This is a genomic window from Bacillus sp. CZDM1 (genome assembly GCF_055502545.1).
In genome coordinates this window covers 18,994-45,477 of record NZ_JBUESO010000019.1, presented here as the reverse complement: position 1 = coordinate 45,477, position 26,484 = coordinate 18,994, and the positions used below count along the sequence as shown (strand labels likewise).

35 protein-coding genes are annotated in these 26,484 nt (G+C 40.5%); all 35 read left to right on the top strand.

What is annotated here, in order from left to right:
• Positions 1-146 precede the first annotated feature (146 nt).
• The 35 genes from rpoB to ACY3XC_RS25970 all read left to right on the top strand — a co-directional run bounded on the left by rpoB (position 147) and on the right by ACY3XC_RS25970 (position 26,471).
• On the top strand, positions 147-3,707 hold the full coding sequence (gene rpoB, locus ACY3XC_RS26140) for a DNA-directed RNA polymerase subunit beta (RefSeq protein ID WP_179161267.1): 3,561 nt from the start codon (positions 147-149) through the stop codon (positions 3,705-3,707).
• 69 nt (positions 3,708-3,776) lie between these two features.
• Entirely contained in the window at positions 3,777-7,376 is a 3,600-nt protein-coding gene (gene rpoC, locus ACY3XC_RS26135; protein WP_464871166.1) for a DNA-directed RNA polymerase subunit beta', read from the top strand.
• 168 nt (positions 7,377-7,544) lie between these two features.
• Entirely contained in the window at positions 7,545-7,793 is a 249-nt protein-coding gene (locus ACY3XC_RS26130; RefSeq protein ID WP_179161265.1) for a 50S ribosomal protein L7ae-like protein, read from the top strand.
• Positions 7,794-7,896: 103 nt separating this feature from the next.
• Positions 7,897-8,319, top strand: coding sequence for a 30S ribosomal protein S12 (gene rpsL / locus ACY3XC_RS26125; RefSeq protein WP_026574083.1), 423 nt, complete (start codon positions 7,897-7,899; stop codon positions 8,317-8,319).
• Positions 8,320-8,361: 42 nt separating this feature from the next.
• Positions 8,362-8,832: a 30S ribosomal protein S7 gene (gene rpsG, locus ACY3XC_RS26120; protein ID WP_179161264.1), complete on the top strand. Its 471-nt coding sequence runs from the start codon at positions 8,362-8,364 to the stop codon at positions 8,830-8,832.
• A gap of 47 nt (positions 8,833-8,879) precedes the next feature.
• Complete coding sequence (gene fusA / locus ACY3XC_RS26115) at positions 8,880-10,961, top strand: elongation factor G (RefSeq protein ID WP_464871165.1); 2,082 nt, start codon at positions 8,880-8,882, stop codon at positions 10,959-10,961.
• A gap of 127 nt (positions 10,962-11,088) precedes the next feature.
• Positions 11,089-12,276 (top strand): elongation factor Tu, encoded by a 1,188-nt coding sequence (gene tuf, locus ACY3XC_RS26110; RefSeq protein WP_464871164.1) that lies wholly within the window; start codon positions 11,089-11,091, stop codon positions 12,274-12,276.
• A 454-nt stretch (positions 12,277-12,730) separates the two neighbouring features.
• Positions 12,731-13,039, top strand: coding sequence for a 30S ribosomal protein S10 (rpsJ, locus tag ACY3XC_RS26105; RefSeq protein WP_034676072.1), 309 nt, complete (start codon positions 12,731-12,733; stop codon positions 13,037-13,039).
• 40 nt (positions 13,040-13,079) lie between these two features.
• The gene (rplC, locus tag ACY3XC_RS26100; protein WP_179161261.1) at positions 13,080-13,706 is read left to right on the top strand and encodes a 50S ribosomal protein L3; all 627 of its coding nucleotides are present in this window, start codon (positions 13,080-13,082) and stop codon (positions 13,704-13,706) included.
• 29 nt (positions 13,707-13,735) lie between these two features.
• Positions 13,736-14,359 carry a 50S ribosomal protein L4 gene (rplD, locus tag ACY3XC_RS26095; RefSeq protein ID WP_179161260.1) on the top strand — a complete coding sequence of 208 codons (624 nt, stop codon included), beginning with the start codon at positions 13,736-13,738 and terminating at the stop codon, positions 14,357-14,359.
• The gene (rplW, locus tag ACY3XC_RS26090) at positions 14,356-14,643 is read left to right on the top strand and encodes a 50S ribosomal protein L23 (protein ID WP_174524435.1); all 288 of its coding nucleotides are present in this window, start codon (positions 14,356-14,358) and stop codon (positions 14,641-14,643) included. Before rplD ends, rplW begins: the two co-directional genes overlap by 4 nt.
• Before the next feature lie 30 nt (positions 14,644-14,673).
• Complete coding sequence (gene rplB / locus ACY3XC_RS26085) at positions 14,674-15,504, top strand: 50S ribosomal protein L2 (protein ID WP_034676082.1); 831 nt, start codon at positions 14,674-14,676, stop codon at positions 15,502-15,504.
• 60 nt (positions 15,505-15,564) lie between these two features.
• Positions 15,565-15,843 (top strand): 30S ribosomal protein S19, encoded by a 279-nt coding sequence (rpsS, locus tag ACY3XC_RS26080; RefSeq protein ID WP_095250620.1) that lies wholly within the window; start codon positions 15,565-15,567, stop codon positions 15,841-15,843.
• 17 nt (positions 15,844-15,860) lie between these two features.
• Entirely contained in the window at positions 15,861-16,202 is a 342-nt protein-coding gene (gene rplV / locus ACY3XC_RS26075; protein ID WP_464871163.1) for a 50S ribosomal protein L22, read from the top strand.
• A gap of 3 nt (positions 16,203-16,205) precedes the next feature.
• Entirely contained in the window at positions 16,206-16,862 is a 657-nt protein-coding gene (rpsC, locus tag ACY3XC_RS26070; protein WP_179161258.1) for a 30S ribosomal protein S3, read from the top strand.
• Position 16,863: 1 nt separating this feature from the next.
• The gene (gene rplP, locus ACY3XC_RS26065; protein WP_034676090.1) at positions 16,864-17,298 is read left to right on the top strand and encodes a 50S ribosomal protein L16; all 435 of its coding nucleotides are present in this window, start codon (positions 16,864-16,866) and stop codon (positions 17,296-17,298) included.
• Complete coding sequence (gene rpmC, locus ACY3XC_RS26060; protein WP_034676094.1) at positions 17,288-17,488, top strand: 50S ribosomal protein L29; 201 nt, start codon at positions 17,288-17,290, stop codon at positions 17,486-17,488. Before rplP ends, rpmC begins: the two co-directional genes overlap by 11 nt.
• A 24-nt stretch (positions 17,489-17,512) precedes the next feature.
• Entirely contained in the window at positions 17,513-17,776 is a 264-nt protein-coding gene (gene rpsQ / locus ACY3XC_RS26055) for a 30S ribosomal protein S17 (protein WP_034676097.1), read from the top strand.
• A 41-nt stretch (positions 17,777-17,817) separates the two neighbouring features.
• Positions 17,818-18,186, top strand: a complete 369-nt coding sequence (gene rplN, locus ACY3XC_RS26050; protein WP_034676100.1) for a 50S ribosomal protein L14 — start codon at positions 17,818-17,820, stop codon at positions 18,184-18,186.
• Between the two features lie 35 nt (positions 18,187-18,221).
• Positions 18,222-18,530 carry a 50S ribosomal protein L24 gene (rplX, locus tag ACY3XC_RS26045; RefSeq protein ID WP_179161257.1) on the top strand — a complete coding sequence of 103 codons (309 nt, stop codon included), beginning with the start codon at positions 18,222-18,224 and terminating at the stop codon, positions 18,528-18,530.
• A gap of 28 nt (positions 18,531-18,558) precedes the next feature.
• The gene (rplE, locus tag ACY3XC_RS26040) at positions 18,559-19,098 is read left to right on the top strand and encodes a 50S ribosomal protein L5 (RefSeq protein WP_034676105.1); all 540 of its coding nucleotides are present in this window, start codon (positions 18,559-18,561) and stop codon (positions 19,096-19,098) included.
• A gap of 24 nt (positions 19,099-19,122) precedes the next feature.
• The gene (locus ACY3XC_RS26035) at positions 19,123-19,308 is read left to right on the top strand and encodes a type Z 30S ribosomal protein S14 (protein WP_009791316.1); all 186 of its coding nucleotides are present in this window, start codon (positions 19,123-19,125) and stop codon (positions 19,306-19,308) included.
• Positions 19,309-19,337: 29 nt separating this feature from the next.
• Positions 19,338-19,736 (top strand): 30S ribosomal protein S8, encoded by a 399-nt coding sequence (gene rpsH, locus ACY3XC_RS26030; RefSeq protein WP_179161255.1) that lies wholly within the window; start codon positions 19,338-19,340, stop codon positions 19,734-19,736.
• A 32-nt stretch (positions 19,737-19,768) separates the two neighbouring features.
• Positions 19,769-20,305, top strand: coding sequence for a 50S ribosomal protein L6 (gene rplF / locus ACY3XC_RS26025; protein WP_464871162.1), 537 nt, complete (start codon positions 19,769-19,771; stop codon positions 20,303-20,305).
• A 32-nt stretch (positions 20,306-20,337) separates the two neighbouring features.
• On the top strand, positions 20,338-20,700 hold the full coding sequence (gene rplR, locus ACY3XC_RS26020) for a 50S ribosomal protein L18 (RefSeq protein WP_095250615.1): 363 nt from the start codon (positions 20,338-20,340) through the stop codon (positions 20,698-20,700).
• 25 nt (positions 20,701-20,725) lie between these two features.
• Positions 20,726-21,226 (top strand): 30S ribosomal protein S5, encoded by a 501-nt coding sequence (rpsE, locus tag ACY3XC_RS26015; protein WP_082799596.1) that lies wholly within the window; start codon positions 20,726-20,728, stop codon positions 21,224-21,226.
• Positions 21,227-21,239: 13 nt separating this feature from the next.
• Positions 21,240-21,422: a 50S ribosomal protein L30 gene (rpmD, locus tag ACY3XC_RS26010; protein WP_034676120.1), complete on the top strand. Its 183-nt coding sequence runs from the start codon at positions 21,240-21,242 to the stop codon at positions 21,420-21,422.
• A gap of 32 nt (positions 21,423-21,454) precedes the next feature.
• Positions 21,455-21,895, top strand: coding sequence for a 50S ribosomal protein L15 (rplO, locus tag ACY3XC_RS26005; RefSeq protein WP_179161253.1), 441 nt, complete (start codon positions 21,455-21,457; stop codon positions 21,893-21,895).
• Complete coding sequence (gene secY, locus ACY3XC_RS26000) at positions 21,895-23,193, top strand: preprotein translocase subunit SecY (RefSeq protein ID WP_464871161.1); 1,299 nt, start codon at positions 21,895-21,897, stop codon at positions 23,191-23,193. Before rplO ends, secY begins: the two co-directional genes overlap by 1 nt.
• A 57-nt stretch (positions 23,194-23,250) precedes the next feature.
• Positions 23,251-23,901, top strand: coding sequence for an adenylate kinase (locus ACY3XC_RS25995; protein WP_464871160.1), 651 nt, complete (start codon positions 23,251-23,253; stop codon positions 23,899-23,901).
• Positions 23,902-24,182: 281 nt separating this feature from the next.
• Positions 24,183-24,401: a translation initiation factor IF-1 gene (gene infA / locus ACY3XC_RS25990; protein WP_007085268.1), complete on the top strand. Its 219-nt coding sequence runs from the start codon at positions 24,183-24,185 to the stop codon at positions 24,399-24,401.
• 36 nt (positions 24,402-24,437) lie between these two features.
• The gene (gene rpmJ, locus ACY3XC_RS25985; RefSeq protein ID WP_000868344.1) at positions 24,438-24,551 is read left to right on the top strand and encodes a 50S ribosomal protein L36; all 114 of its coding nucleotides are present in this window, start codon (positions 24,438-24,440) and stop codon (positions 24,549-24,551) included.
• A gap of 23 nt (positions 24,552-24,574) precedes the next feature.
• The gene (gene rpsM / locus ACY3XC_RS25980; RefSeq protein ID WP_090767670.1) at positions 24,575-24,940 is read left to right on the top strand and encodes a 30S ribosomal protein S13; all 366 of its coding nucleotides are present in this window, start codon (positions 24,575-24,577) and stop codon (positions 24,938-24,940) included.
• A 21-nt stretch (positions 24,941-24,961) separates the two neighbouring features.
• Positions 24,962-25,351 carry a 30S ribosomal protein S11 gene (gene rpsK, locus ACY3XC_RS25975; RefSeq protein WP_066072366.1) on the top strand — a complete coding sequence of 130 codons (390 nt, stop codon included), beginning with the start codon at positions 24,962-24,964 and terminating at the stop codon, positions 25,349-25,351.
• Positions 25,352-25,526: 175 nt separating this feature from the next.
• Complete coding sequence (locus ACY3XC_RS25970) at positions 25,527-26,471, top strand: DNA-directed RNA polymerase subunit alpha (RefSeq protein WP_045516506.1); 945 nt, start codon at positions 25,527-25,529, stop codon at positions 26,469-26,471.
• Positions 26,472-26,484: the final 13 nt, after the last annotated feature.

Genomic DNA, 26,484 nt, shown 5'->3' with positions numbered 1-26,484 from the left:
AAAATAATAGTCAAAATGTGAAAATGTGGTTTTTAAGAAATAAAAACCCTTTTTCTTTTTTTGTCTAATGGAGGAACTCCTTTTGTTCCTTACATAAGACCAAAATATATGTATTATAAAAACGCTTGATTTGAGGGGTGAATCAGTTGACAGGTCAACTAGTTCAGTATGGACGACACCGCCAACGAAGAAGTTACGCACGAATCAGTGAAGTTTTAGAATTACCAAATCTAATTGAAATCCAAACCTCTTCATATCAATGGTTTCTTGATGAGGGATTGCGTGAAATGTTCCAGGATATTTCACCGATTGAAGACTTTACTGGTAACCTATCACTAGAATTTATTGATTACAGCCTTGGCGAACCGAAGTATGTTGTTGCGGAATCAAAAGAGCGGGACGTTACATATTCTGCACCATTGCGTGTAAAAGTACGTCTTGTAAACAAAGAAACAGGCGAAGTAAAAGACCAAGATGTTTTTATGGGTGACTTTCCGCTCATGACTGAAACAGGTACGTTTGTCATCAATGGGGCAGAACGTGTTATCGTTTCACAGTTAGTGCGTTCACCGAGCGTATACTTTAGTGGAAAACTTGATAAGAACGGTAAAAAGGGTTTTACAGCTACAGTAATTCCGAACCGCGGCGCTTGGCTTGAATATGAAACAGACGCCAAAGATGTCGTATATGTCAGAATAGATCGTACTCGGAAACTGCCCGTTACGGTTCTTTTGCGTGCACTTGGCTTCGGCTCTGATCAAGAAATCATTGAATTGATTGGAGATAATGAGTACATTCGAAATACTCTTGAAAAGGACAACACTGAGGGAGTAGAAAAAGCGCTTTTAGAGATTTATGAGCGCCTGCGTCCAGGTGAGCCTCCTACCGTTGAAAACGCAAAGAGTTTATTGGTTTCAAGATTCTTTGATCCAAAGAGATATGACCTTGCAAATGTAGGTCGTTATAAAATTAATAAGAAACTCCATATTAAAAATCGCTTATTTAATCAGCGTTTGGCTGAATCACTTGTCGATCCTGAAACAGGTGAAATTATTGCAGAAAAAGGGACACTTTTAGATCGAAGAAATCTAGATCGAATTATCCCTGCTTTGGAAAAGGATATTAATTTCAAAGGCTTTAATCCAGCTGGTGGTGTAGTACAGGAAGAAATCATTCTTCAAGGAATAAAAATTTATGCACCAAATGATGATGGTGAAAAGGTTATTAATGTTCTAGGCAATGCTTATGTTGCAGAGCCAATTAAAAACATTACACCTGCTGATATCATTTCATCTATCAGTTATTTCTTTAACTTATTACACGGTGTCGGCGATACAGATGACATTGATCATTTAGGAAACAGACGTCTGCGTTCTGTTGGCGAATTGCTTCAAAATCAGTTCCGAATCGGTTTGTCACGTATGGAACGTGTGGTTCGTGAGAGAATGTCCATTCAAGATACTGCTACGATCACACCGCAGCAGTTAATCAACATCCGTCCTGTAATTGCTTCGATAAAAGAGTTCTTTGGAAGCTCCCAATTATCGCAATTTATGGATCAAACAAATCCACTTGCAGAATTGACACATAAGCGCCGTTTATCTGCGTTAGGACCTGGTGGATTAACGCGTGAACGTGCTGGATTTGAAGTGCGTGACGTTCACTATTCCCACTATGGCCGTATGTGTCCGATTGAAACGCCAGAGGGACCAAACATTGGTTTGATTAACTCACTTTCATCCTTTGCAAAAGTAAACCGTTTTGGCTTTATTGAAACTCCATATCGCCGGATTGATCCTGATACTGGAAAGGTTACAAGCCGAATTGATTACTTAACAGCAGATGAGGAGGATAATTATGTTGTAGCACAGGCGAATTCGCGCCTTAGCGATGACGGTACATTTATTGATGAAGATATTGTTGCTCGTTTCCGTGGTGAAAACACGGTAGTAAAACGTGACCGTATCGACTATATGGATGTATCTCCTAAACAGGTAGTTTCTGCGGCAACAGCTTGTATTCCGTTCTTAGAAAATGATGACTCTAACCGTGCATTGATGGGAGCAAACATGCAGCGTCAAGCCGTGCCGCTCCTGCAGCCGGAAGCACCAAGAGTTGGAACAGGAATGGAATATGTTTCTGGTAAAGACTCGGGAGCAGCAGTCATCTGTAAGCACGAAGGTATTGTTGAGCATGTTGAGGCACGTGAGGTTTGGGTGCGTCGAATTAATACAGTCGATGGTCAAGAAGTGAAAGGTGACCTTGATAAATATAAAATGTTGAAATTCATTCGTTCTAATCAAGGAACCTGTTATAATCAACGCCCGATTGTTGCGGTGGGTAACCACGTAACAAAAGGGGAGATTCTAGCGGATGGTCCTTCAATGGAACTGGGTGAACTAGCTCTAGGTCGTAACGTTTTAGTTGGCTTCGTTAACTGGGACGGTTACAACTATGAAGATGCGATCATTATGAGTGAACGTCTTGTAAAAGATGATGTATATACTTCTATTCATATTGAAGAATATGAATCAGAATCACGTGATACAAAACTTGGACCTGAAGAGATTACCCGTGACATTCCGAATGTAGGGGAAGATGCCCTTCGTAATTTGGATGAGCGTGGAATTATCCGTACGGGTGCTGAAGTAAAAGACGGTGACTTGCTAGTAGGTAAAGTAACACCAAAAGGAGTTACGGAACTTACTGCAGAAGAAAGATTACTACACGCTATCTTTGGTGAAAAAGCACGAGAAGTTCGTGATACTTCCCTAAGAGTTCCGCATGGCGGAGGCGGTATTGTCCTTGACGTTAAGGTCTTTAATCGTGAAGATGGCGATGAATTGCCACCAGGCGTAAATCAGCTAGTTCGTGTATATATCGTTCAGAAGCGTAAGATTCATGAAGGGGATAAAATGGCAGGACGCCATGGTAATAAAGGGGTTATTTCTCGAATATTGCCAGAAGAGGATATGCCGTATTTACCGGATGGTACCCCAATTGATATTATGTTGAATCCTTTAGGTGTTCCTTCGCGTATGAACATCGGTCAGGTGCTGGAGCTTCATTTAGGAATGGCAGCTCGAGCTCTTGGAATTCACGTTGCTTCACCGGTATTTGACGGTGCACGTGAAGAAGATGTTTGGGGAACGATTGAAGAAGCTGGAATGGCAAATGATGCAAAAACTGTATTATATGATGGACGTACGGGTGAACCGTTCGATAATCGTGTGTCTGTAGGTGTCATGTATATGATTAAACTTGCTCACATGGTTGATGATAAGCTCCATGCACGTTCAACTGGACCTTACTCACTTGTAACGCAGCAGCCACTTGGCGGTAAAGCACAATTTGGCGGACAGCGTTTCGGAGAGATGGAGGTTTGGGCGCTTGAAGCATACGGTGCTGCATATACACTACAAGAGATTCTGACAGTAAAATCAGATGACGTGGTGGGTCGTGTGAAAACGTACGAAGCGATTGTAAAAGGTGAAAATGTACCGGAACCAGGAGTTCCTGAATCATTTAAAGTATTAATAAAAGAACTTCAAAGTCTAGGAATGGATGTAAAAATCCTTTCTGGTGATGAAAAAGAAATTGAAATGCGTGATACGGAAGATGACGATGACTTACAGCAAGTCGATACATTAAACATCGTTCCAGAAACACAAGCATTTGAATCTGAAAAGGTTGGTTCCAAGGAATAAATTTTTAGCTGAAGTGCTCATGAAGCACTTCAGCTGATGATTGTCTAGATAGAAAGGGAGGTAGGCCCCTTGCTGGATGTTAATAATTTTGAGTATATGAAGATCGGTCTGGCGTCACCAGATAAAATCCGTTCATGGTCTTTTGGAGAAGTAAAAAAGCCAGAAACCATTAACTATCGTACATTGAAGCCTGAAAAGGATGGTTTATTCTGTGAGAGGATTTTTGGTCCTACAAAGGACTGGGAATGTCACTGTGGAAAATATAAACGTGTTCGTTACAAAGGTGTAGTGTGTGACCGATGTGGTGTTGAAGTAACAAGAGCAAAGGTTCGTCGTGAACGTATGGGTCATATTGAGCTTGCAGCTCCTGTCTCTCATATTTGGTACTTTAAAGGAATTCCTAGCCGAATGGGACTAGTTTTAGATATGTCTCCAAGGGCATTAGAAGAAATTATCTACTTTGCTTCTTATGTTGTAACGGAATCAGGAGATACAGCTCTTGATAAGAAACAACTTTTATCAGAAAAAGAATATCGTGCATACCGTGAAAAGTACGGAAATAAATTCCAAGCTGCTATGGGTGCTGAGGCAATTAAAAAGCTTCTATCTGATATCGATTTGAATAAAGAGGTAGACGCATTAAAAGAAGAATTAAAATCAGCTCAAGGTCAGCGTCGTACGCGTGCGATTAAACGTCTTGAAGTGTTGGAAGCATTCCGAAACTCTGGAAATGAACCATCATGGATGATTCTTGATGTTCTTCCTGTTATTCCACCAGAACTTCGTCCAATGGTACAGTTAGATGGAGGAAGGTTTGCTACATCTGATTTGAACGATTTATACCGTCGAGTAATCAATCGGAATAATCGTTTAAAGCGTTTGTTGGATCTTGGTGCACCAAGCATTATCGTTCAAAACGAGAAGCGGATGCTTCAAGAAGCAGTAGATGCTTTAATTGATAATGGCCGTCGCGGCCGTCCGGTAACAGGTCCAGGTAACCGTCCATTAAAGTCACTTTCACATATGTTAAAAGGGAAGCAAGGCCGTTTCCGTCAAAACTTACTTGGGAAACGTGTTGACTATTCTGGCCGTTCCGTTATTGTTGTCGGTCCAAACCTAAAAATGTACCAATGTGGTCTTCCGAAAGAAATGGCTCTAGAGTTATTTAAGCCATTTGTTATGAAGGAACTAGTTGAAAAAGGGTTAGCTCATAATATAAAATCTGCAAAACGTAAGATTGAAAGAGTGTCTCCTGAAGTGTGGGATGTGCTTGAAGATGTTATTCGTGAGCACCCAGTTTTACTAAACCGTGCCCCAACACTTCATAGACTTGGAATTCAAGCATTTGAACCGACACTTGTTGAAGGAAGAGCGATTCGCCTTCATCCACTAGTATGTACAGCATACAACGCGGACTTCGATGGTGACCAAATGGCTGTTCACGTTCCACTTTCGTCTGAAGCCCAGGCAGAAGCTAGACTTTTAATGCTTGCTGCCCAAAACATTCTAAACCCTAAAGATGGTAAGCCAGTTGTTACACCTTCTCAGGATATGGTACTAGGTAACTACTACCTAACTCTTGAAAGAGAAGACGTTGTCGGCGAGGGTATGATTTTTAAAGATACAAATGAAGCGTTAGTTGCTTATCAAAACGGCTATGTTCATCTGCACACTCGTGTTGCTGTCCATGCTGGTTCATTAGGAAATGAAACTTTGACAGAAGAACAAAATAATAAATTACTGATTACAACGGTTGGTAAACTTATTTTTAATGAAATTCTTCCTAAGTCATTCCCGTATATCAATGAACCTACTAGACAAAACCTAGAGGTTGAAACTCCAGCAATTTACTTTGTTGAAAAAGGTGAAGATGTTAGAGCTAGAATTAAAGAAATGCCGTTAGTGGATCCGTTCAAGAAGAAAATCCTTGGTAATATCATTGCCGAAGTATTTAAGCGATTCAAAATTACTGAAACGTCTAAAATGCTGGACCGTATGAAGGACTTAGGATTTAAATACTCGACAAAAGCAGGTATTACCGTCGGTGTTTCTGATATCGTCGTATTACCTGAAAAGCAAGAAATTCTTCACGAGGCTCAAAGTAAAGTAGATAACGTTTTAAAACAGTTCCGTCGCGGTTTAATAACTGAAGACGAACGTTATGATCGCGTTATTGCTATATGGAGTGCTGCGAAGGATACCATCCAAGGGAAACTGATGAAATCCTTGAATAAAACGAACCCAATATTCATGATGAGTGATTCCGGAGCGCGTGGTAACGCATCTAACTTTACTCAGCTTGCTGGTATGCGTGGATTGATGGCCAACCCAGCTGGACGTATCATTGAATTACCAATCAAGTCAAGTTTCCGTGAAGGTCTAACGGTTTTAGAGTACTTTATTTCTACACACGGTGCTCGAAAAGGTCTTGCTGATACTGCCTTGAAAACGGCTGACTCTGGTTATTTAACAAGACGTCTCGTTGACGTAGCACAAGATGTTATTGTCCGTGAAGATGATTGTGGAACAGACCGTGGTTTATTAATCCGTTCATTGAAAGACGGTACAGAGGTTATCGAAGGATTGGATGAACGCTTAATTGGCCGACATGCTCGTAACCCAATTAGACATCCTGAAACAAAAGAAGTGCTAGTTCCTGAAAATGGACTTATCACTGAGGATCTTGCTGAAACAATCGTTGGGGCTGGAATTGAAGAAGTTAAAATCCGCTCTGCCTTTACATGTAATACCCGTCATGGTGTATGTAAGAAGTGTTATGGCCGTAACTTGGCAACAGGTCAGGAAGTTGAAGTTGGGGAAGCAGTTGGAATTATTGCTGCCCAGTCAATTGGTGAACCTGGTACACAGTTAACAATGCGTACATTCCATACAGGCGGTGTTGCAGGAGACGATATCACTCAAGGTTTACCACGTATTCAAGAAATATTTGAAGCACGTAATCCAAAAGGGGTTGCGGTTATTTCTGAAATTGATGGTGTGGTTGTTGGTATTAATGAAGGTCGTGACCGCCAGCATGAAATTATTGTTCAAGGTGAAATTGAATCACGTACTTATAATGCTCCGTATACAGCGCGCCTGAAAGTAGCAGTTAATGATCCAATTATCCGTGGACAAGAATTAACAGAAGGTTCTATTGACCCTAAAGAATTAATCAGGGTAAAAGACGTTAATGCTGTTCAAGAATATCTGTTACGTGAAGTTCAAAAGGTTTACCGTATGCAGGGTGTTGAAATTGGCGATAAGCACGTAGAAGTAATGGTTCGTCAAATGATGCGTAAGGTTCGCGTAAGTGATGCGGGTGAAACAGATGTACTTCCTGGTACACTATTAGATATCCACCAGTTCACAGATGCAAACGAAAAAGCGTTGTTAGCTGGAAAATTACCTGCTACCGGCCGTCCAGTATTGCTCGGTATTACGAAAGCATCACTCGAAACAGATTCATTCTTGTCTGCCGCATCCTTCCAAGAAACAACAAGAGTTCTTACTGATGCAGCGATTAAAGGCAAGCGCGATGAATTACTTGGCTTAAAAGAAAATGTTATCATCGGTAAGCTAGTTCCAGCAGGAACAGGAATGCAGCGCTATCGCAAAGCAGAGCCTGTATTAAGGGACACGACTTCTGAAGAAACAGTAACAATTGATTAAAAGTTAACAAGATGCGGTACTCGCCAAAAGAGTGAGTACCGCGTTTTAAAGAATATCCAGATGTCCAATCAGAAATAAAAATTCGCAACAATTGTTGACATCTATTTTAGAAGATGGTAATATATCAAAGGTGCTCCTATTCACCTGATACTTTGGAGGATATGTTAAATGTCTTATGAAAAAGTATACCAGGCAACAAAGATTGTTATAGGAACAAAACAAACAGTAAAAGCACTGAAGGATGGGTCCTCTTGTGAGCTGATCATTGCAAGTGACGCTGAAGCGAAAGTAACAGCTGCGGTAGTGAAACTAGCTCAGGAAGTGAACATCCCAATTATCTATGTTGACTCGATGGTAAAACTCGGGAAAGCATGTGGAATAGAAGTGGGTGCTTCCACTGTAGCGATTATCCGTTAAAAACTGTTTTTGTAGATAGATGATCTGCAAAAACTTTGTTTTTGCACAAAAATGAACCACCTGGATGTGTGGGCTTACAAATAATGAAGGGAGGAAAAGTAACATGCCAACTATTAACCAATTAGTGCGCAAGCCTCGTCAAGCAATTACAGAAAAGTCGAAGTCTCCTGCGCTTAACAAAGGTTACAACAGCTTCAAGAAATCACAAACTAATGTATCTTCACCACAAAAACGAGGAGTATGTACTCGTGTTGGTACAATGACTCCAAAGAAACCGAACTCAGCGTTACGTAAATATGCTCGTGTACGTTTGACAAACGGTATTGAGGTGACAGCATACATTCCTGGTATTGGCCACAACCTTCAAGAGCACAGTGTTGTTCTTATTCGTGGAGGACGTGTAAAGGATTTACCAGGGGTACGTTATCACATCGTACGTGGTGCTCTTGATACGGCTGGTGTTAACAACCGTATGCAAGGACGTTCTAAATATGGTACTAAGAGACCAAAAGCAGCTAAGAAGTAATAACAGTATAAATAGAAAGCCTGTTTGAAAGGAGGAAATTAAATGCCACGTAAAGGTCCTGTAGCAAAAAGAGACGTGTTACCAGATCCACTTTACAATTCAAAATTAGTTACTCGTTTAATCAACAAAATGATGGTTGACGGTAAAAGAGGTAAATCACAAGAAATTCTTTACTCTGCATTCGAAACAATCCGTGAACGTTCTGGTAAAGAACCAATGGAAATTTTCGAAGCAGCTATGAAGAATATCATGCCAGTACTAGAGGTAAGAGCTCGCCGTGTAGGTGGAGCAAACTACCAAGTACCAGTTGAGGTGCGTCCTGACCGTCGTACAACTCTTGGTCTTCGCTGGTTAGTAAACTACGCGCGTCTTCGTGGAGAAAAGACCATGGAAGAGCGTTTAGCTAACGAAATCATGGATGCAGCAAACAACGCTGGAGCATCTGTTAAAAAGCGTGAAGATACACACAAAATGGCAGAAGCAAACAAAGCATTTGCTCACTATCGCTGGTAGAATTACCTTAATTATAAAAACTTTCACATTAGAAAGGAGAAAGACCCATGGCAAGAGAGTTCTCCTTAACAAACACTCGTAATATCGGTATCATGGCACACATCGATGCCGGTAAAACGACGACCACTGAGCGTGTCCTTTATTACACTGGTAAGATTCATAAAATCGGTGAAACACATGAAGGTGCTTCTCAGATGGACTGGATGGAGCAAGAACAAGAACGCGGAATCACTATTACTTCCGCAGCAACAACTGCATCATGGAAAGGCCACCGCGTAAATATCATCGACACTCCGGGACACGTAGACTTCACTGTTGAAGTTGAGCGTTCACTAAGAGTACTTGATGGTGCGGTAGCTGTACTTGATGCACAGTCTGGTGTTGAACCTCAAACTGAAACAGTTTGGCGTCAAGCAACAACTTACGGAGTACCTCGTGTAGTATTCGTAAACAAAATGGACAAAATCGGTGCAGACTTCTTGTATTCAGTAAGAACAATACATGACCGTCTGCAAGCGAACGCTCACCCAATTCAGTTACCTATCGGTGCTGAAGATGAGTTCTCAGCAATCATTGACCTTGTGGAAATGAACGCAGTATTCTACAGTAATGACTTAGGTACTGATATTGAAGTACGTGAGATTCCTGAAGAACACCGCGCACTTGCTGAAGAGTGGCGTGAAAAGCTAGTTGAAGCAGTAGCAGAACTAGATGAAGAGTTGACAGAAAAATACCTTGGCGGTGAAGAAATCACTAAAGAAGAGCTAAAAGCAGCTATTCGTAAAGGTACTGTTAATGTAGAATTCTACCCTGTTATTTGTGGATCAGCTTTCAAAAACAAAGGTGTTCAGTTAATGTTAGATGCTGTTATTGATTACCTTCCATCTCCATTAGATGTACCTGCAATCAAGGGCCATGCTCCGGATGATGAAGAAGAAGTCCTTGAACGTCATTCAAGTGACGAAGAGCCGTTTTCTGCTCTTGCATTTAAAGTTATGACTGACCCTTATGTTGGTAAATTAACGTTCTTCCGTGTTTACTCTGGTACTTTAGAATCTGGATCTTATGTTCAGAACTCTACTAAAGGAAAGCGTGAACGTGTTGGACGTATCCTGCAAATGCATGCAAACAGCCGTCAAGAAATCTCAAAGGTTTTCGCTGGTGATATTGCTGCAGCTGTAGGTTTGAAAGATACAACTACTGGTGATACACTTTGTGATGATAAGAATCTAGTAATTCTTGAGTCAATGAACTTCCCTGAACCAGTAATTCAACTTTCTGTTGAACCAAAATCAAAAGCTGACCAAGATAAAATGACAACTGCACTACAAAAGCTGCAAGAAGAAGATCCAACCTTCCGTGCACATACTGACCAGGAAACTGGACAGGTTATCATTGCCGGTATGGGAGAGCTTCATCTTGATATCTTAGTAGATCGTATGCGTCGTGAATTCAAGGTAGAAGCTAACGTAGGAGCTCCACAAGTTGCCTACCGTGAAACTTTCCGTGATTCAGCACAGGTAGAAGGTAAGTTTGCACGTCAATCAGGTGGTCGTGGACAATACGGACACGTTTGGATTGAATTCTCTCCAAACGATGAAGGTAAAGGGTTTGAATTTGTGAACGGTATCGTTGGTGGTGTTGTTCCTCGTGAATACATCCCTGCAGTTCAAGCTGGTCTTGAAGATTCCTTGAATCGCGGCGTTCTTGCTGGATATCCTTTAGTTGATATTAAAGCTAGATTGTTTGATGGTTCTTACCATGATGTCGATTCTTCCGAAATGGCATTTAAGATTGCTGCATCTATGGCACTTAAAAACGCGGCTTCTAAGTGTAAACCTGTTATCCTAGAACCTATGATGAGGGTTGAAGTTGTAATCCCTGAAGAGTATCTTGGAGATATTATGGGTCAAATCACTGCGCGCCGTGGCCGTGTAGAAGGAATGGAAGCTCGTGGTAACGCACAAGTTGTGCGTGCACAGGTTCCACTATCAGAAATGTTTGGTTATGCAACTGCACTTCGTTCAAGTACACAAGGCCGTGGAGTTTTCTCTATGCACTTTGATCACTATGAAGAAGTACCAAAGTCTGTTTCTGAGGAAATTATCAAAAAAAATAAAGGTGAATAATTGATTTTCACCTTTTAATAAAGTATAACTACTTATGTAAGAATGGAAACTGTGAAATTGGGACAACCCTGATTTACAGTTTCCATAAACATACTTAACTTTTTTAAATTAAAGGAGGATTTTCCTAATGGGTAAAGCTAAATTCGACCGTTCAAAGCCACACGTAAATATTGGTACAATTGGTCACGTTGACCACGGTAAAACAACTTTAACTGCTGCAATCACTTCTGTTCTTGCTAAAACTGGTAAAGCAGAAGCACGTGCATATGATCAAATTGATGGTGCTCCAGAAGAAAAAGAGCGTGGAATCACTATCTCAACTGCACACGTTGAGTATGAAACTGATGCTCGTCACTATGCACACGTTGACTGCCCAGGACACGCTGACTATGTTAAAAACATGATCACTGGTGCTGCGCAAATGGACGGTGGTATCCTAGTTGTATCTGCAACTGACGGTCCAATGCCACAAACTCGTGAGCACATTCTTCTTTCTCGTCAGGTAGGCGTACCTTACCTTGTTGTATTCATGAACAAGTGTGATATGGTTGATGACGAAGAACTTCTTGAATTAGTAGAAATGGAAATTCGTGACCTATTATCTGAATACGATTTCCCTGGCGATGACACTCCTGTTATCAAAGGTTCTGCACTTAAAGCATTAGAAGGCGAAGCTGCATGGGAAGAGAAAATTCATGAATTAATGAACGCTGTTGATGAGTGGATTCCACAACCAACTCGTGACACTGACAAGCCTTTCATGATGCCAGTTGAGGATGTATTCTCAATCACTGGTCGTGGAACAGTTGCTACTGGACGTGTAGAGCGTGGAGTAGTTAAAGTTGGTGACGTTGTTGAAATCGTAGGTTTCACTGAAGAGCCAAAATCTACAACTGTAACTGGTGTAGAAATGTTCCGTAAGCTTCTTGACTTTGCTGAAGCTGGAGACAACATCGGTGCACTTCTTCGTGGTGTAGCACGTGAAGAAATCGAGCGTGGACAAGTTTTGGCTAAGCCAAAATCAATCACTCCACACACAAAGTTTAAAGCACAAGTTTACGTTTTATCAAAAGAAGAAGGTGGACGTCACACTCCATTCTTCACTAACTACCGTCCACAATTCTATTTCCGTACTTCTGACATTACTGGTATTTGTAATCTTCCAGAAGGCGTAGAAATGGTTATGCCTGGCGACCACATCGAAATGATCGTTGAACTTATTGCTCCAGTAGCAATCGAAGAAGGTACAAAGTTCTCTATCCGTGAAGGCGGACGTACTGTAGGTTCAGGTTCAATCACAACTATCACTGAATAATTAAAAAATCAGTTATATAAAGGAGCAGTTGGATGACGATCCAGCTGCTTTTTTCTATTTAAAAGGCTGTGTTATCATTCATTGTTGTTTTTGGTGAAGGGTTGATCATTCATAGCCATTTAAAAAATACGTGTTTCTTCTATATAAATAGAACTCAACAAATATTCAATTAATAAAGCGCTATTATAGGTTATTTTTGGAGAATGGGATTTTCTATTGTAATTGTATAAACTGGTCGCTATAATAGTAAAAGTGTGCTAAACGTAACCGGAAATTAATTATAAAAAAAAGTTGCGTTTGCCTAATGTTTTATGTATAATAGACAATGTTGGTCTTTGACTGCGATGATGTGAAAGGTTGCTGACACACCCGGCCGCTTTGCCATGGCGAGTGTGTGGGAAATTTTCACTGAGAATGTCTATTTTAAAAATAGGCGAATAAAGGAGGGAAAATAATGGCAAAACAAAAGATTCGTATCCGTTTAAAAGCTTATGATCACAGAATTCTTGATCAGTCTGCAGAAAAAATCGTTGAAACAGCAAAGCGTTCAGGTGCAGCCGTTTCTGGTCCGATTCCACTACCGACTGAAAAATCAATCTACACGATCCTTCGTGCGGTGCATAAGTACAAAGATTCTCGTGAGCAGTTTGAAATGAGAACACATAAGCGTCTAATCGACATCGTTAACCCAACTCCACAAACAGTTGATGCGTTAATGCGTTTAGATTTACCATCTGGTGTTGATATCGAAATTAAACTTTAGTAAAAATAAATAAACAAATTCCATAGGAGGTGTGACTTAAATGACCAAAGGAATCTTAGGAAGAAAGATTGGTATGACTCAAGTATTTGCTGAAAATGGCAACTTAATTCCAGTTACTGTAGTAGAAGCTGCTCAAAACGTAGTACTTCAAAAGAAATCAGTTGAAAGCGACGGTTACGAAGCTGTTCAAGTTGGTTTTGAAGATAAGCGTGAAAAGTTAGCAAACAAACCAGAAAAAGGACATGTTGCTAAAGCAAACACTAATCCTAAGCGCTTCGTTCGCGAATTCCGCGGAGTGGACGTAACAGGATATGAAGTTGGTCAAGAAGTCAAAGTTGATATTTTCGCTGCAGGCGATGTAGTAGATGTAACAGGAATCTCAAAGGGTAAAGGTTTCCAAGGCGTAATCAAGCGTCACGGACAATCACGCGGCCCAATGGCTCACGGTTCACGTTATCACCGTCGTCCAGGTTCAATGGGACCTGTTGCTCCAAACCGCGTATTCAAAGGTAAATTATTACCAGGACGTATGGGTGGAGAACAAATTACTGTTCAAAATCTTGAGATTGTTAAGGTTGATGTTGAACGTAACTTACTATTAATTAAAGGTAACGTTCCAGGACCTAAAAAAGCTCTATTAAAGATCAAAAGTGCGGTAAAAGCGTAATATCTTCATAAGAAAGGAGGAGCAAAAGAATGCCTAAAGTTTCATTATTTAACCAAAACGGATCACAAGTTGGTGAAATCGAACTTAATGAATCAGTATTTGGTATCGAGCCTAACCAACACGTATTATTCGAAGCGATTGTTATGCAAAGAGCTTCATTACGTCAAGGAACTCATAAAGTAAAAGTTCGTTCTGAAGTTCGCGGCGGTGGACGTAAACCATGGCGTCAAAAAGGAACTGGTCGTGCTCGTCAAGGGTCTATCCGTTCTCCACAATGGCGCGGAGGTGGTACTGTATTCGGTCCAACACCACGCAGCTACAGCTACAAATTACCTAAAAAGGTACGTCGTTTAGCAATTAAATCTGCACTTTCTTCTAAAGTGTTAGAAGAAAATGTATTAGTATTAGAAAGCCTTGCTTTCGATGCTCCAAAAACGAAAGATTTCAAAACAGTATTAGGTGGTCTTTCTGTTGAGAAGAAAGCACTTATCGTTACTGCTGACCTTGATGAAAATGTAGCACTTTCTGCTCGTAACATTCCTGGTGTAACAGTTGTAACTGCTGACGGAATCAATGTTCTTGATGTTGTAAATCATGATAAATTAATCATGACGAAAGCTGCAGTTGAAAAAGTAGAGGAGGTGCTTGCATAATGGATGCACGCGATATCATTAAGCGCCCCGTTATCACTGAACGTTCTACTGACCTAATGGCTGAAAAGAAATATACGTTTGAAGTTGATGTGAGAGCTAACAAAACTCAAGTTAAAGATGCGATTGTTGAAATCTTTGGCGTAGAAGTTGAAAAAGTTAACATCATGAACTATAAAGGTAAATTCAAGCGCATGGGTAAATTCGGTGGTTACACAAACAAACGTCGTAAAGCAATTGTAAAACTAACTGCTGATAGCAAAGAAATCGAATTCTTTGAAGCATAATAAAAACTAACAAGAAGAGGAGGGAATAAAATGGCGATTAAAAAGTACAAACCTACCTCTAATGGTCGTCGCGGTATGACAGTTTCTGATTTCGCTGAAATCACAACTAGCACACCAGAAAAATCTCTATTAGCTCCATTAAAGAGAAAAGGCGGCCGTAATAACCAAGGTAAGTTAACTGTTCGTCATCAAGGTGGCGGCCATAAGCGTTCATACCGTATCATTGACTTTAAACGTAACAAAGATGGCATTCCTGGACGCGTTGCCACTATCGAGTACGATCCAAACCGTTCCGCAAATATTGCATTAATCAATTATGTAGATGGTGAAAAGCGTTATATCCTAGCTCCTAAAAACCTAGTAGTAGGTATGGAAGTTATGTCTGGCCCTGAGGCAGATATTAAAGTAGGTAATGCATTACCATTAGCAAACATCCCTGTTGGTACAGTAGTACACAACATCGAATTAAAACCAGGCAAAGGTGGCCAATTAGTTCGTTCTGCTGGTACATCTGCACAGGTTTTAGGTAAAGAAGGAAAATACGTACTTGTACGTTTAAATTCTGGTGAAGTTCGAATGATTCTTGCTGAGTGCCGTGCTACAATCGGTCAAGTAGGTAACGAACAACACGAACTTATCAACATTGGTAAAGCAGGACGCTCACGCTGGTTAGGTAAACGCCCAACAGTACGTGGATCTGTAATGAACCCTAACGATCACCCACACGGTGGTGGTGAAGGACGTTCACCAATCGGACGTAAGTCACCAATGTCTCCATGGGGTAAACCAACTCTTGGATTCAAAACTCGTAAGAAAAAGAATAAATCCGACAAGTTCATTGTACGTCGTCGTAAAAAATAACGGGATTGAGCTACGGTTCAAAGAACGAGCCGTAGGACAATCACGAAGGGAGGTTCATCCATGGGTCGCAGCCTTAAAAAAGGACCATTTGTTGATGATCATTTAATGGTTAAGATCGAAAAGTTAAATGAAACTGAAAGTAAGCAAGTTGTAAAAACTTGGTCACGTCGTTCTACGATCTTCCCACAATTTATTGGCCACACAATCGCTGTTTATGATGGTCGCAAACATGTGCCTGTATATGTTACTGAAGACATGGTAGGACACAAGCTTGGAGAATTCGCTCCAACTCGTGCTTACAAAGGCCATGGTAATGATGATAAGAAAACCAGACGTTAAGAGAGGAGGGCATCCAAATGCAAGCTAAAGCTGTTGCAAGAACAGTTCGTATTGCTCCTCGTAAAGCACGTTTAGTCGTAGATCTAATTCGAGGAAAGCAAGTTGGTGAAGCGGTGTCGATTTTAAATCATACTCCAAAGTTTGCTTCTCCAATCGTTGAAAAAGTATTAAAATCTGCTGTGGCAAATGCCGAGCACAATTATGAAATGGACATTAATAGCTTGGTTGTATCTCAAGCTTTTGTAGATGAAGGACCAACGTTGAAACGTTTCCGTCCGCGCGCAATGGGCCGTGCTAGCCAGATCAACAAACGCACTAGCCACATCACAATCGTTCTATCAGAAAAGAAGGAGGGATAATCTGTGGGTCAAAAAGTAAATCCAGTCGGTTTGCGTATCGGTATCATCAAAGATTGGGAATCTAAATGGTACGCAGGTAAAGACTTCGCTGATCTTTTACACGAAGACCTTAAAATTCGTGAGTACATCACGAAGCGTTTGAAGGATGCTTCTGTATCTAAAGTTGAAATCGAACGTGCTGCTAACCGTGTAAATGTAACAGTTCATACTGCTAAGCCTGGAATGGTTATCGGTAAGGGCGGTACTGAAGTTGAAGCACTTCGTAAAGCTTTAAATCAATTAACTGGCAAACGTGTTCACATCAACATTCTTGAAATCAAAAGAGCTGACCTTGATGCGAAATTAGTTGCTGAAAATATTGCTCGTCAATTAGAAAATCGTGTATCTTTCCGTCGTGCACAAAAGCAAGTAATTCAACGTGCTATGCGTGCTGGTGCGAAAGGTATTAAAACAATGGTATCAGGTCGTCTTGGCGGTGCAGATATTGCTCGTTCAGAACACTATAGCGAAGGAACTGTTCCACTACACACTCTTCGTGCTGATATCGACTATGCTCACGCTGAAGCAGATACTACTTATGGTAAGCTTGGCGTAAAAGTATGGATCTATAAGGGAGAAGTCCTTCCTACTAAGAAGAAACCTGCGGAAGGAGGCAAATAATATGTTATTGCCAAAACGCGTTAAATATCGCCGTCAACACCGTGGAAAAATGCGTGGTAACGCAAAAGGTGGCACTGAAGTAACATTCGGTGAGTTCGGCCTACAAGCAACTGAAGCTTCATGGATCACAAACCGCCAAATCGAAGCTGCCCGTATTGCAATGACTCGTTACATGAAACGTGGCGGTAAAGTTTGGATTAAAATCTTCCCACATAAGCCTTATACTGCAAAACCTCTTGAGGTGCGGATGGGTTCTGGTAAAGGGGCGCCTGAAGGCTGGGTAGCTGTCGTTAAACCAGGTAAAGTAATGTTTGAAATCGCTGGTGTTTCTGAAGAAGTAGCACGTGAGGCACTACGTCTTGCTATGCACAAACTTCCAGTTAAATGTAAGTTTGTAAAACGTGAAGAAATTGGTGGTGAATCAAATGAGAGCTAATGAAATTAAAGACCTTACCACTGCCGAAATTGAACAAAAAGTTAAATCTTTAAAAGAAGAGCTTTTCAACCTTCGCTTCCAATTAGCGACAGGTCAACTTGAAAATACAGCTCGCATTCGTGAAGTACGCAAAGCGATTGCTCGTATGAAAACTGTGATTCGTGAGAGAGAAATCAGCGTTAACAAGTAAACACTCAGAGAGGAGGTTCACATAATGAGTGAACGTAACCAACGCAAAGTTTACACTGGACGCGTTGTTTCTGACAAAATGGATAAAACTATTACTGTTTTAGTCGAAACTTACAAAAAGCATCCTCTTTACGGTAAACGCGTTAAGTACTCTAAAAAGTTTAAAGCTCATGATGAGCAAAATGAAGCAAAAATCGGCGATATCGTACGTATCATGGAAACTCGTCCGCTTTCAGCTACTAAGCGTTTCCGTTTAGTTGAAGTTACAGAAAAAGCAGTTATTATTTAATTGTTCGGATATAAGCATCATTCCGAAGGGAGGTTACACACATGATTCAACAAGAATCACGTTTAAAAGTTGCTGATAACTCAGGTGCTCGTGAGGTACTTACCATTAAAGTTCTTGGTGGTTCTGGCCGTAAAACTGCGGGTATCGGTGATGTTATCGTATGTACAGTGAAACAAGCAACACCTGGTGGCGTTGTTAAAAAGGGTGACGTTGTTAAGGCCGTAATCGTTCGTACAAAAAGCGGTGCTCGTCGACCTGATGGATCATACATTCGTTTTGATGAAAACGCATGTGTAATTATCAAGGATGATAAGAGCCCACGTGGAACTCGTATCTTCGGACCAGTTGCCCGCGAACTTCGCGATAACAACTTTATGAAAATCGTATCCTTGGCTCCAGAAGTACTATAATTTAAATTCAATTGCCTTTAAGGAGGTGCTTACGAATGCATGTTAAAAAAGGTGACAAAGTAAGAGTTATCTCCGGTAAGGATAAGGGCAAAACAGGAGTAATCCTAGCAGCCTATCCTAAAGATAGCCGTGTACTAGTAGAAGGTGTAAACATTGTTAAAAAACACTCTAAACCTTCTCAAGTGAATCCACAAGGCGGAATTATGAGCTTTGAGGCACCAATTCATGTATCAAACGTTATGCCTATCGATCCTAAGTCTGGTAACCCAACTCGTGTAGGTTACACAACGGTTGATGGCAAAAAGGTACGCGTAGCAAAATCCGGTGAAGTATTAGATAAATAGTTTAAAATTTAGAAGGGAGGTACAATAAGTGAACCGCCTAAAAGAAAAGTTTGTAAAAGAAGTTACTCCTGCTCTTATGAGCAAGTTCAACTATAAATCAGTAATGCAAGTTCCTCAACTTGATAAGATTGTTATTAACATGGGTGTTGGTGATGCAGTAGCAAATGCTAAAGCTTTAGATAATGCTGTTGAAGAACTAGCAACTATTACAGGACAAAAGCCTGTAGTAACTCGTGCTAAGAAATCAATCGCTGGCTTCCGTCTTCGTGAAGGTATGCCAATCGGTGCAAAAGTTACACTTCGCGGTGAGCGCATGTATCAATTCTTGGATAAATTAGTTTCTGTTTCTTTACCTCGTGTTCGTGACTTCCGTGGTGTTTCTAAGAAATCATTCGATGGTCGCGGTAATTATACTTTGGGTGTTAAAGAACAATTAATCTTCCCTGAAATTGATTACGATAAGGTTAGCAAAGTTCGTGGTATGGATATTGTTATCGTAACGACTGCTAACACTGATGAAGAAGCACGTGAACTGTTAACACAATTTGGAATGCCATTCCAAAAGTAATCGCTAAATAAGGGAGGCGAAAACGTGGCTAAAAAGTCAATGATTGCGAAACAAAAACGCACGCCTAAATACCCGGTTCAAGAGTACACACGCTGTGAACGTTGCGGCCGTCCACACTCTGTATACCGTAAATTTAAGCTTTGCCGTATTTGTTTCCGTGAATTAGCATACAAAGGACAAATTCCTGGTGTCAAAAAAGCTAGCTGGTAAAACCCAAGTCTGGGAAGGAGGTAAAAATAATGGTCATGACAGATCCAATTGCTGATATGCTTACTCGCATTCGTAATGCGAACATGGTGCGTCACGAAAAGTTAGAAGTGCCTGCTTCTAATATTAAAAAAGAAATCGCTGAAATCTTAAAGCGCGAAGGTTTCGTTCGTGACGTCGAATTTATTGAAGACAATAAACAAGGTATCATCCGTATCTTCTTAAAGTACGGGTCAAATAACGAACGTGTTATTACTGGTCTTAAGCGCATAAGCAAGCCTGGACTTAGAGTTTATGCAAAATCTACTGAGGTACCACGTGTCCTTAATGGTCTTGGTATCGCACTAGTATCAACTTCAAATGGTGTTATAACTGATAAAGAGGCTCGTTCTAAACAAGTCGGCGGAGAAGTATTAGCTTACGTTTGGTAATAGAGGTTTCTGAATGAATGGAGGTGCACTTAATGTCTCGCGTAGGAAAAAAACCTATTGAAATCCCTGCAGGAGTTACGGTTACTTTAAACAATAGTACCGTTACTGTTAAAGGACCAAAAGGCGAACTTACTCGCTCTTTTAATCCAGATATCGAAATTAAAATCGAAGAAAACCTAGTTACGATCGCTCGTCCATCTGATGTGAAAGAACACCGCGCATTGCACGGAACTACTCGTGCGTTAATCGCGAACATGGTCGAAGGTGTTTCTAAGGGCTTCGAAAGAAGGTTAGAATTAATCGGGGTTGGTTACCGTGCCCAAAAGCAAGGTAACAAGCTTGTATTAAACGTTGGATATTCTCACCCAGTTGAGATTGAACCTGAAAGTGGTCTTGAAGTAGAAGTACCTGCTAATACAAAGATTACGATTAAAGGTACTGATAAAGAACGTGTTGGCGCATTAGCTGCCAATATTCGTCAAGTACGTCCTCCAGAGCCTTATAAAGGTAAAGGAATTCGTTACGAAGGTGAATTTGTTCGTCGTAAAGAAGGTAAAACAGGTAAGTAATGCCGCATAGGTAAACGAAAGGAGTGACGTAAATGATTACGAAGCTTGACAAAAATGCTAGTCGCAAGAAGAGACATGCTCGTGTTCGTGCGAAACTTAGCGGTACTGCAGCTCGTCCACGTTTAAATGTGTTTCGTTCTAACAAGCATCTATATGCTCAATTAATCGATGACATGAGTGGAGTTACATTAGCAAGTGCTTCTACTATGGAAAAGGATCTAAACCTTGAATCTACAAGCAATGTTGATGCAGCTAAGTTAGTCGGAGAATTAGTCGCTAAACGTGCGGTAGAAAAAGGTATCACTGCTGTTGTCTTTGACCGTGGAGGGTACCTTTACCATGGCCGTATCCAAGCGCTAGCTGATGCAGCCCGTGAAAACGGCTTACAATTTTAATAGACAAAGGAGGGACACATAAATGATACGTCGTATTGATCCAAACAAACTTGAACTAGAAGAACGCGTTGTTACGGTTAACCGTGTAGCGAAAGTTGTTAAGGGTGGTCGTCGTTTTCGCTTCACTGCTCTAGTGGTAGTTGGAGATAAAAACGGTCATGTTGGTTTCGGTACTGGTAAAGCTCAAGAAGTACCAGATGCGATTCGTAAAGCAATCGAAGATGCTAAGAAGAACTTAATCGAAGTGCCAATGGTTGGAACTACTGTTCCTCACCAAGTTATTGGACGTTTTGGTGCTGGTGAAATTCTTCTAAAGCCTGCTTCTGAAGGTACAGGAGTTATCGCTGGCGGACCAGTCCGTGCTGTTCTTGAATTAGGCGGGGTAGGAGATATCCTTTCTAAATCATTAGGAACTAACACTCCAATTAACATGGTACGTGCAACGATTGATGGTCTAAAACAATTAAAACGTGCTGAAGACGTAGCTAAGTTACGTGGTAAATCAGTAGAAGAACTGCTAGGATAAGGAGGGAAATCAAATGGCAAACAAACTATTAATTACCCTCAACCGCAGCGTAATTGGTCGTCCTGAAGACCAACGCGCAACAGTTACTGCTCTAGGTTTACGTAAATTAAATCAAACAGTTGAGCACCAAGATAATGCTGCAATTCGCGGTATGATTACAAAAGTTGCTCACCTTGTAACAGTAAAAGAACAATAATAGATTGTTTTCTTTCATAAGGAGGTGCCAATATGAAACTTCATGAACTAAAGCCTGCTGAGGGTTCCCGTAAAGAACGTAAACGTTTAGGACGCGGTATCGGTTCTGGTCAAGGTAAGACTGCTGGTAAAGGTCATAAAGGTCAAAATGCTCGTTCCGGCGGCGGTGTCCGTCTTGGATTCGAGGGTGGTCAAACACCATTGTTCCGTCGTTTACCAAAACGTGGTTTTACTAATATCAACCGTAAAGAATTTGCAATTGTAAATCTTGATGTTCTTAATCAGTTTGAAGAGGGTACAGAAGTTACTCCAGAACTTCTAATTGAAACTGGTGTTGTTAAGAACGAAAAAGCAGGAATTAAGATTCTTGCAAAAGGGAACGTAGAGAAAAAACTTACTGTTAAAGCTCATAAATTCTCCTCTACCGCCAAAGAAGCAATTGAAGCTGTAGGTGGAACTACTGAGGTGATCTAATGTTCCAGACAATCTCCAATTTTATGCGCGTGGCTGAAATTAGAAGAAAAATTGTTTTTACTCTTTTAATGTTAATCGTATTTCGACTAGGCAGTTTTATTCCTGTTCCTAATGTAAATGCTGAAATTTTGGCAGCACAAGATAAATTAAGTGTATTCGGAATTTTAAATACCTTTGGCGGTGGAGCGTTGCAAAACTTCTCCATTCTTGCTATGGGTATTATGCCTTACATTACTGCTTCCATTATTATTCAGCTTTTACAGATGGATGTAGTTCCGAAATTTACGGAATGGTCAAAGCAGGGAGATGCTGGACGTCGAAAGTTAGCTCAGTTTACACGATATTTCACAATTGTTCTTGGCTTTATTCAAGCTTTAGGTATGTCTTATGGCTTTAATAGTATGGCGAGCGGACAATTGATCAAAAACCCTGGAATTGGTACCTACTTATTAATCGCAGTTGTGTTAACTGCTGGTACTGCCTTTTTAATGTGGTTAGGTGAGCAAATTACTGAAAAGGGTGTTGGAAATGGTATTTCCATCATTATCTTCGCAGGTATCGTTGCAAGTATTCCTAATACCGTTAATCAGATCTATGTACAGCAGTTTGAAAATGCTGGTGAGCAATTATTCCTTCGTATTGTTACGGTGTTATTAATTGTTTTAGCAGTCATCTCAATTGTTGTTGGTACAGTATTCATCCAGCAAGCGATAAGAAAAATACCAATTCAATATGCAAAACAACGTTCTATCAACGGGCGTAACGCAGGTGCACAACAATCTACGCATATGCCGTTAAAAGTAAATGCAGCAGGTGTTATCCCTGTTATCTTTGCAGTATCCTTTATCGTAACACCAAGAACTATAGCATCATTCTTTCCAACGAATGATGTAACTCTCTGGGTTACAAGGGTATTTGATTATTCCCATCCTATTGGAATGACTTTATACGCTGCATTGATTATCGCTTTCACGTATTTTTATGCTTTTATTCAAGTTAATCCTGAACAAGCAGCTGAAAACTTGCAAAAGCAAAGCGGCTATATTCCAGGTATTAGACCGGGTAGAAGTACTCAAGAATACTTAACACGCGTATTATACCGTTTAACCTTTGTTGGCGCGCTCTTCCTAACGGTTATTTCAATACTGCCTATTGTCTTTATTGAAATTGGTAACTTGCCACAATCGGCTCAAATTGGTGGAACAAGTCTTTTAATCGTTGTCGGTGTTGCACTTGATACGATGAAACAGCTTGAAGCGCAGCTAGTTAAACGTCATTATAAAGGCTTTATTAAATAAAAGGTTTTGGGGACTTGCGTTCCCTAAAACCCATAAATAGCACGAGGGGGAACACGTGTGAATTTAGTATTAATGGGGCTTCCAGGTGCCGGAAAAGGTACTCAAGCCGAACAAATCGTAGAACAATACGGCATCCCTCATATCTCTACAGGAGATATGTTCCGTGCAGCGATGAAAGAAGGAACAGAACTAGGTTTAGAAGCTAAGTCTTTCATGGACAAAGGCGCACTTGTTCCTGATGAAGTAACAATCGGCATTGTTCGTGAACGGTTAAGTAAAGATGACTGTAAAAATGGCTTTTTACTTGATGGCTTTCCTAGGACGGTACCTCAAGCGGAAGCATTGGAAAGTCTATTATCCGATTTAGAAAAAAAGATTGATTATGTAATTAATATAAATGTTGATAAAAGTATTTTAATGGATCGTTTGACAGGCCGTCGTATTTGTAAAGAATGTGGATCAACGTATCATTTAGTATTTAATCCTCCAACAAAAGAGGGTGTTTGCGATAAATGTGGTGGAGAACTCTACCAACGTGCAGATGATAATGCTGAAACGGTTCAAAATCGATTGGACGTCAATATCAAACAACAAGAACCATTGCTTACTTTCTATGAAACAAAAGGTTACCTTCGCACAATTGATGGACAGCAGGACATTAATAAAGTATTTGCTGATATCGAGCAATTGCTTAGGGACTTACGTTAATGGCCATTAGTTTAATCGTAGGTCGACTCTCGAACATCTCTTCAATAAACTTCAAAAGTATGTGGATGTAAATGGCTTTTCTATTGTACTGAGTATGTAGGACCGAGAGTTGGGCAAGACTTACATGTGGAAATTGTTATTCCATTTAATGTAGAATTTACTTGCGGACAGAAGAAGAACATTATGTTAATATTAAAAGGTTGCTAATGTTTTGTACGAAAGAAAAGTATTTGCTTTGCATTTTCGAATGTAATAGTTGAAATGAGAAGGGAGACGAATTAATGGCCAAAGATGATGTAATTGAAATTGAAGGTAAAGTGATTGAAACTTTGCCAAATGCAATGTTTAAGGTAGAATTAGAAAATGGTCATACCGTGCTAGCTCATGTTTCTGGTAAAATCCGAATGCACTTCATTCGCATCCTTCCGGGTGACAAAGTTACTGTCGAGCTTTCTCCATATGACTTAACACGCGGAAGAATTACTTACCGCTTTAAATAATTGCTTGCACTCCGTATTACTAAGGAGGTTAGGATAATGAAAGTAAGACCATCTGTTAAACCGATCTGCGAAAAGTGCAAAGTTATCCGTAGACGCGGTAAAGTCATGGTTATCTGTGAAAACCCTAAACATAAACAAAAACAAGGTTAATCTTGAAGGAGGTGCGCTCATTTATGGCACGTATTGCTGGTGTAGATATTCCACGTGAAAAACGTGTAGTTATCTCTTTGACTTACATTTATGGTATTGGTAAAAATACTGCACAAAAAGTATTAGCAGATGCAGGTGTTTCTGAAGATACTCGAGTGCGTGATTTAACTGAAGACGAACTAAACAAAATCCGTGATATCATCGACAAATTAAAAGTTGAAGGTGACCTTCGCCGTGAAATTTCTCTTAACATTAAGCGTTTAATGGAGATTGGCTGCTACCGCGGTTTACGTCATCGTCGTGGTTTACCGGTTCGTGGACAAAACACGAAAAACAACGCTCGTACACGCAAAGGTCCTCGTAAGACTGTTGCGAACAAGAAGAAGTAATCGGCAAAGGAGGTTATTTAAATGGCACGTAAAACTAATACACGTAAACGTCGTGTTAAAAAGAATATTGAACAAGGTATCGCGCATATCCGTTCAACATTTAACAATACAATCGTAACAATTACTGATGTTCATGGTAATGCAATTTCTTGGTCAAGTGCTGGTGCGCTTGGATTTAGAGGTTCACGTAAATCTACACCATTCGCAGCTCAAATGGCAGCTGAAACTGCAGCTAAGACATCGATTGAACACGGTATGAAAACTCTTGAAGTTACAGTTAAAGGCCCTGGTGCAGGTCGTGAGGCTGCTATTCGTGCGCTGCAAGCTGCAGGTCTTGAAGTAACAGCAATTAAAGACGTTACTCCTGTACCTCATAACGGATGCCGTCCACCAAAACGCCGCCGTGTTTAATTTTTCTGTATAGATTTTATATCCTGTGTCTATAATGGGATATGATACTAATTTTGTAGTTCATACAGAAAATTTATTCCAGTTGTTGTGCACAAAACGGGAACGTATACATGGGGGAATTTCGATTAGATAATTTACTAGTCGAGGTTTCGACGTTTTGAAGGAGGGTTATTTGATGATCGAAATAGAAAAACCAAAAATCGAAACGGTTGAGATCAACGATGATGCCAAGTACGGGAAGTTCGTCGTAGAGCCACTTGAGCGTGGATATGGTACCACTTTGGGTAACTCCTTACGTCGTATCCTATTATCTTCACTCCCAGGTGCCGCTGTTACATCGATTCAGGTCGATGGGGTACTTCATGAGTTCTCAACAATTGAAGGCGTCGTAGAGGATGTAACATCCATCATATTAAACATTAAAAAATTAGCTTTAAAAATCTACTCTGATGAAGAGAAAACTCTTGAGATTGATGTTCAGGGTGAAGGTCCTGTTAAAGCTGGAAACATTACTCATGATAGTGATGTTGAAATCTTAAATCCTGATCTTCATATTGCTACATTGGCTTCAAGTGGTCATCTTCGCATGCGTTTAACTGCTAAGCGAGGCCGTGGTTATACACCTGCTGAGCAAAATAAGCGTGAAGACCAGCCAATTGGTGTTATTCCAATTGATTCTATTTTCACACCGGTCTCTCGTGTGTCCTATCAGATAGAAAATACTCGTGTGGGTCAAATGACAAACTATGATAAGCTAACGCTTGATGTTTGGACAGATGGAAGCACAGGGCCAAAGGAAGCTATAGCTCTTGGTTCGAAAATTTTAACCGAGCATTTAAATATCTTTGTTGGTTTAACTGACGAAGCACAAAATGCTGAGATTATGATCGAAAAAGAAGAGGATCAGAAAGAAAAAGTCCTTGAAATGACGATCGAAGAACTTGATTTATCAGTTCGTTCATATAATTGCTTAAAGCGTGCTGGAATCAACACTGTTCAGGAATTAGCTAATAAGACTGAAGAAGATATGATGAAGGTTCGTAACTTAGGCCGCAAATCACTTGAAGAAGTGAAGGCGAAACTAGAAGAGCTTGGATTAGGCTTACGTAAGGATGACTGATTAACTGCATTCC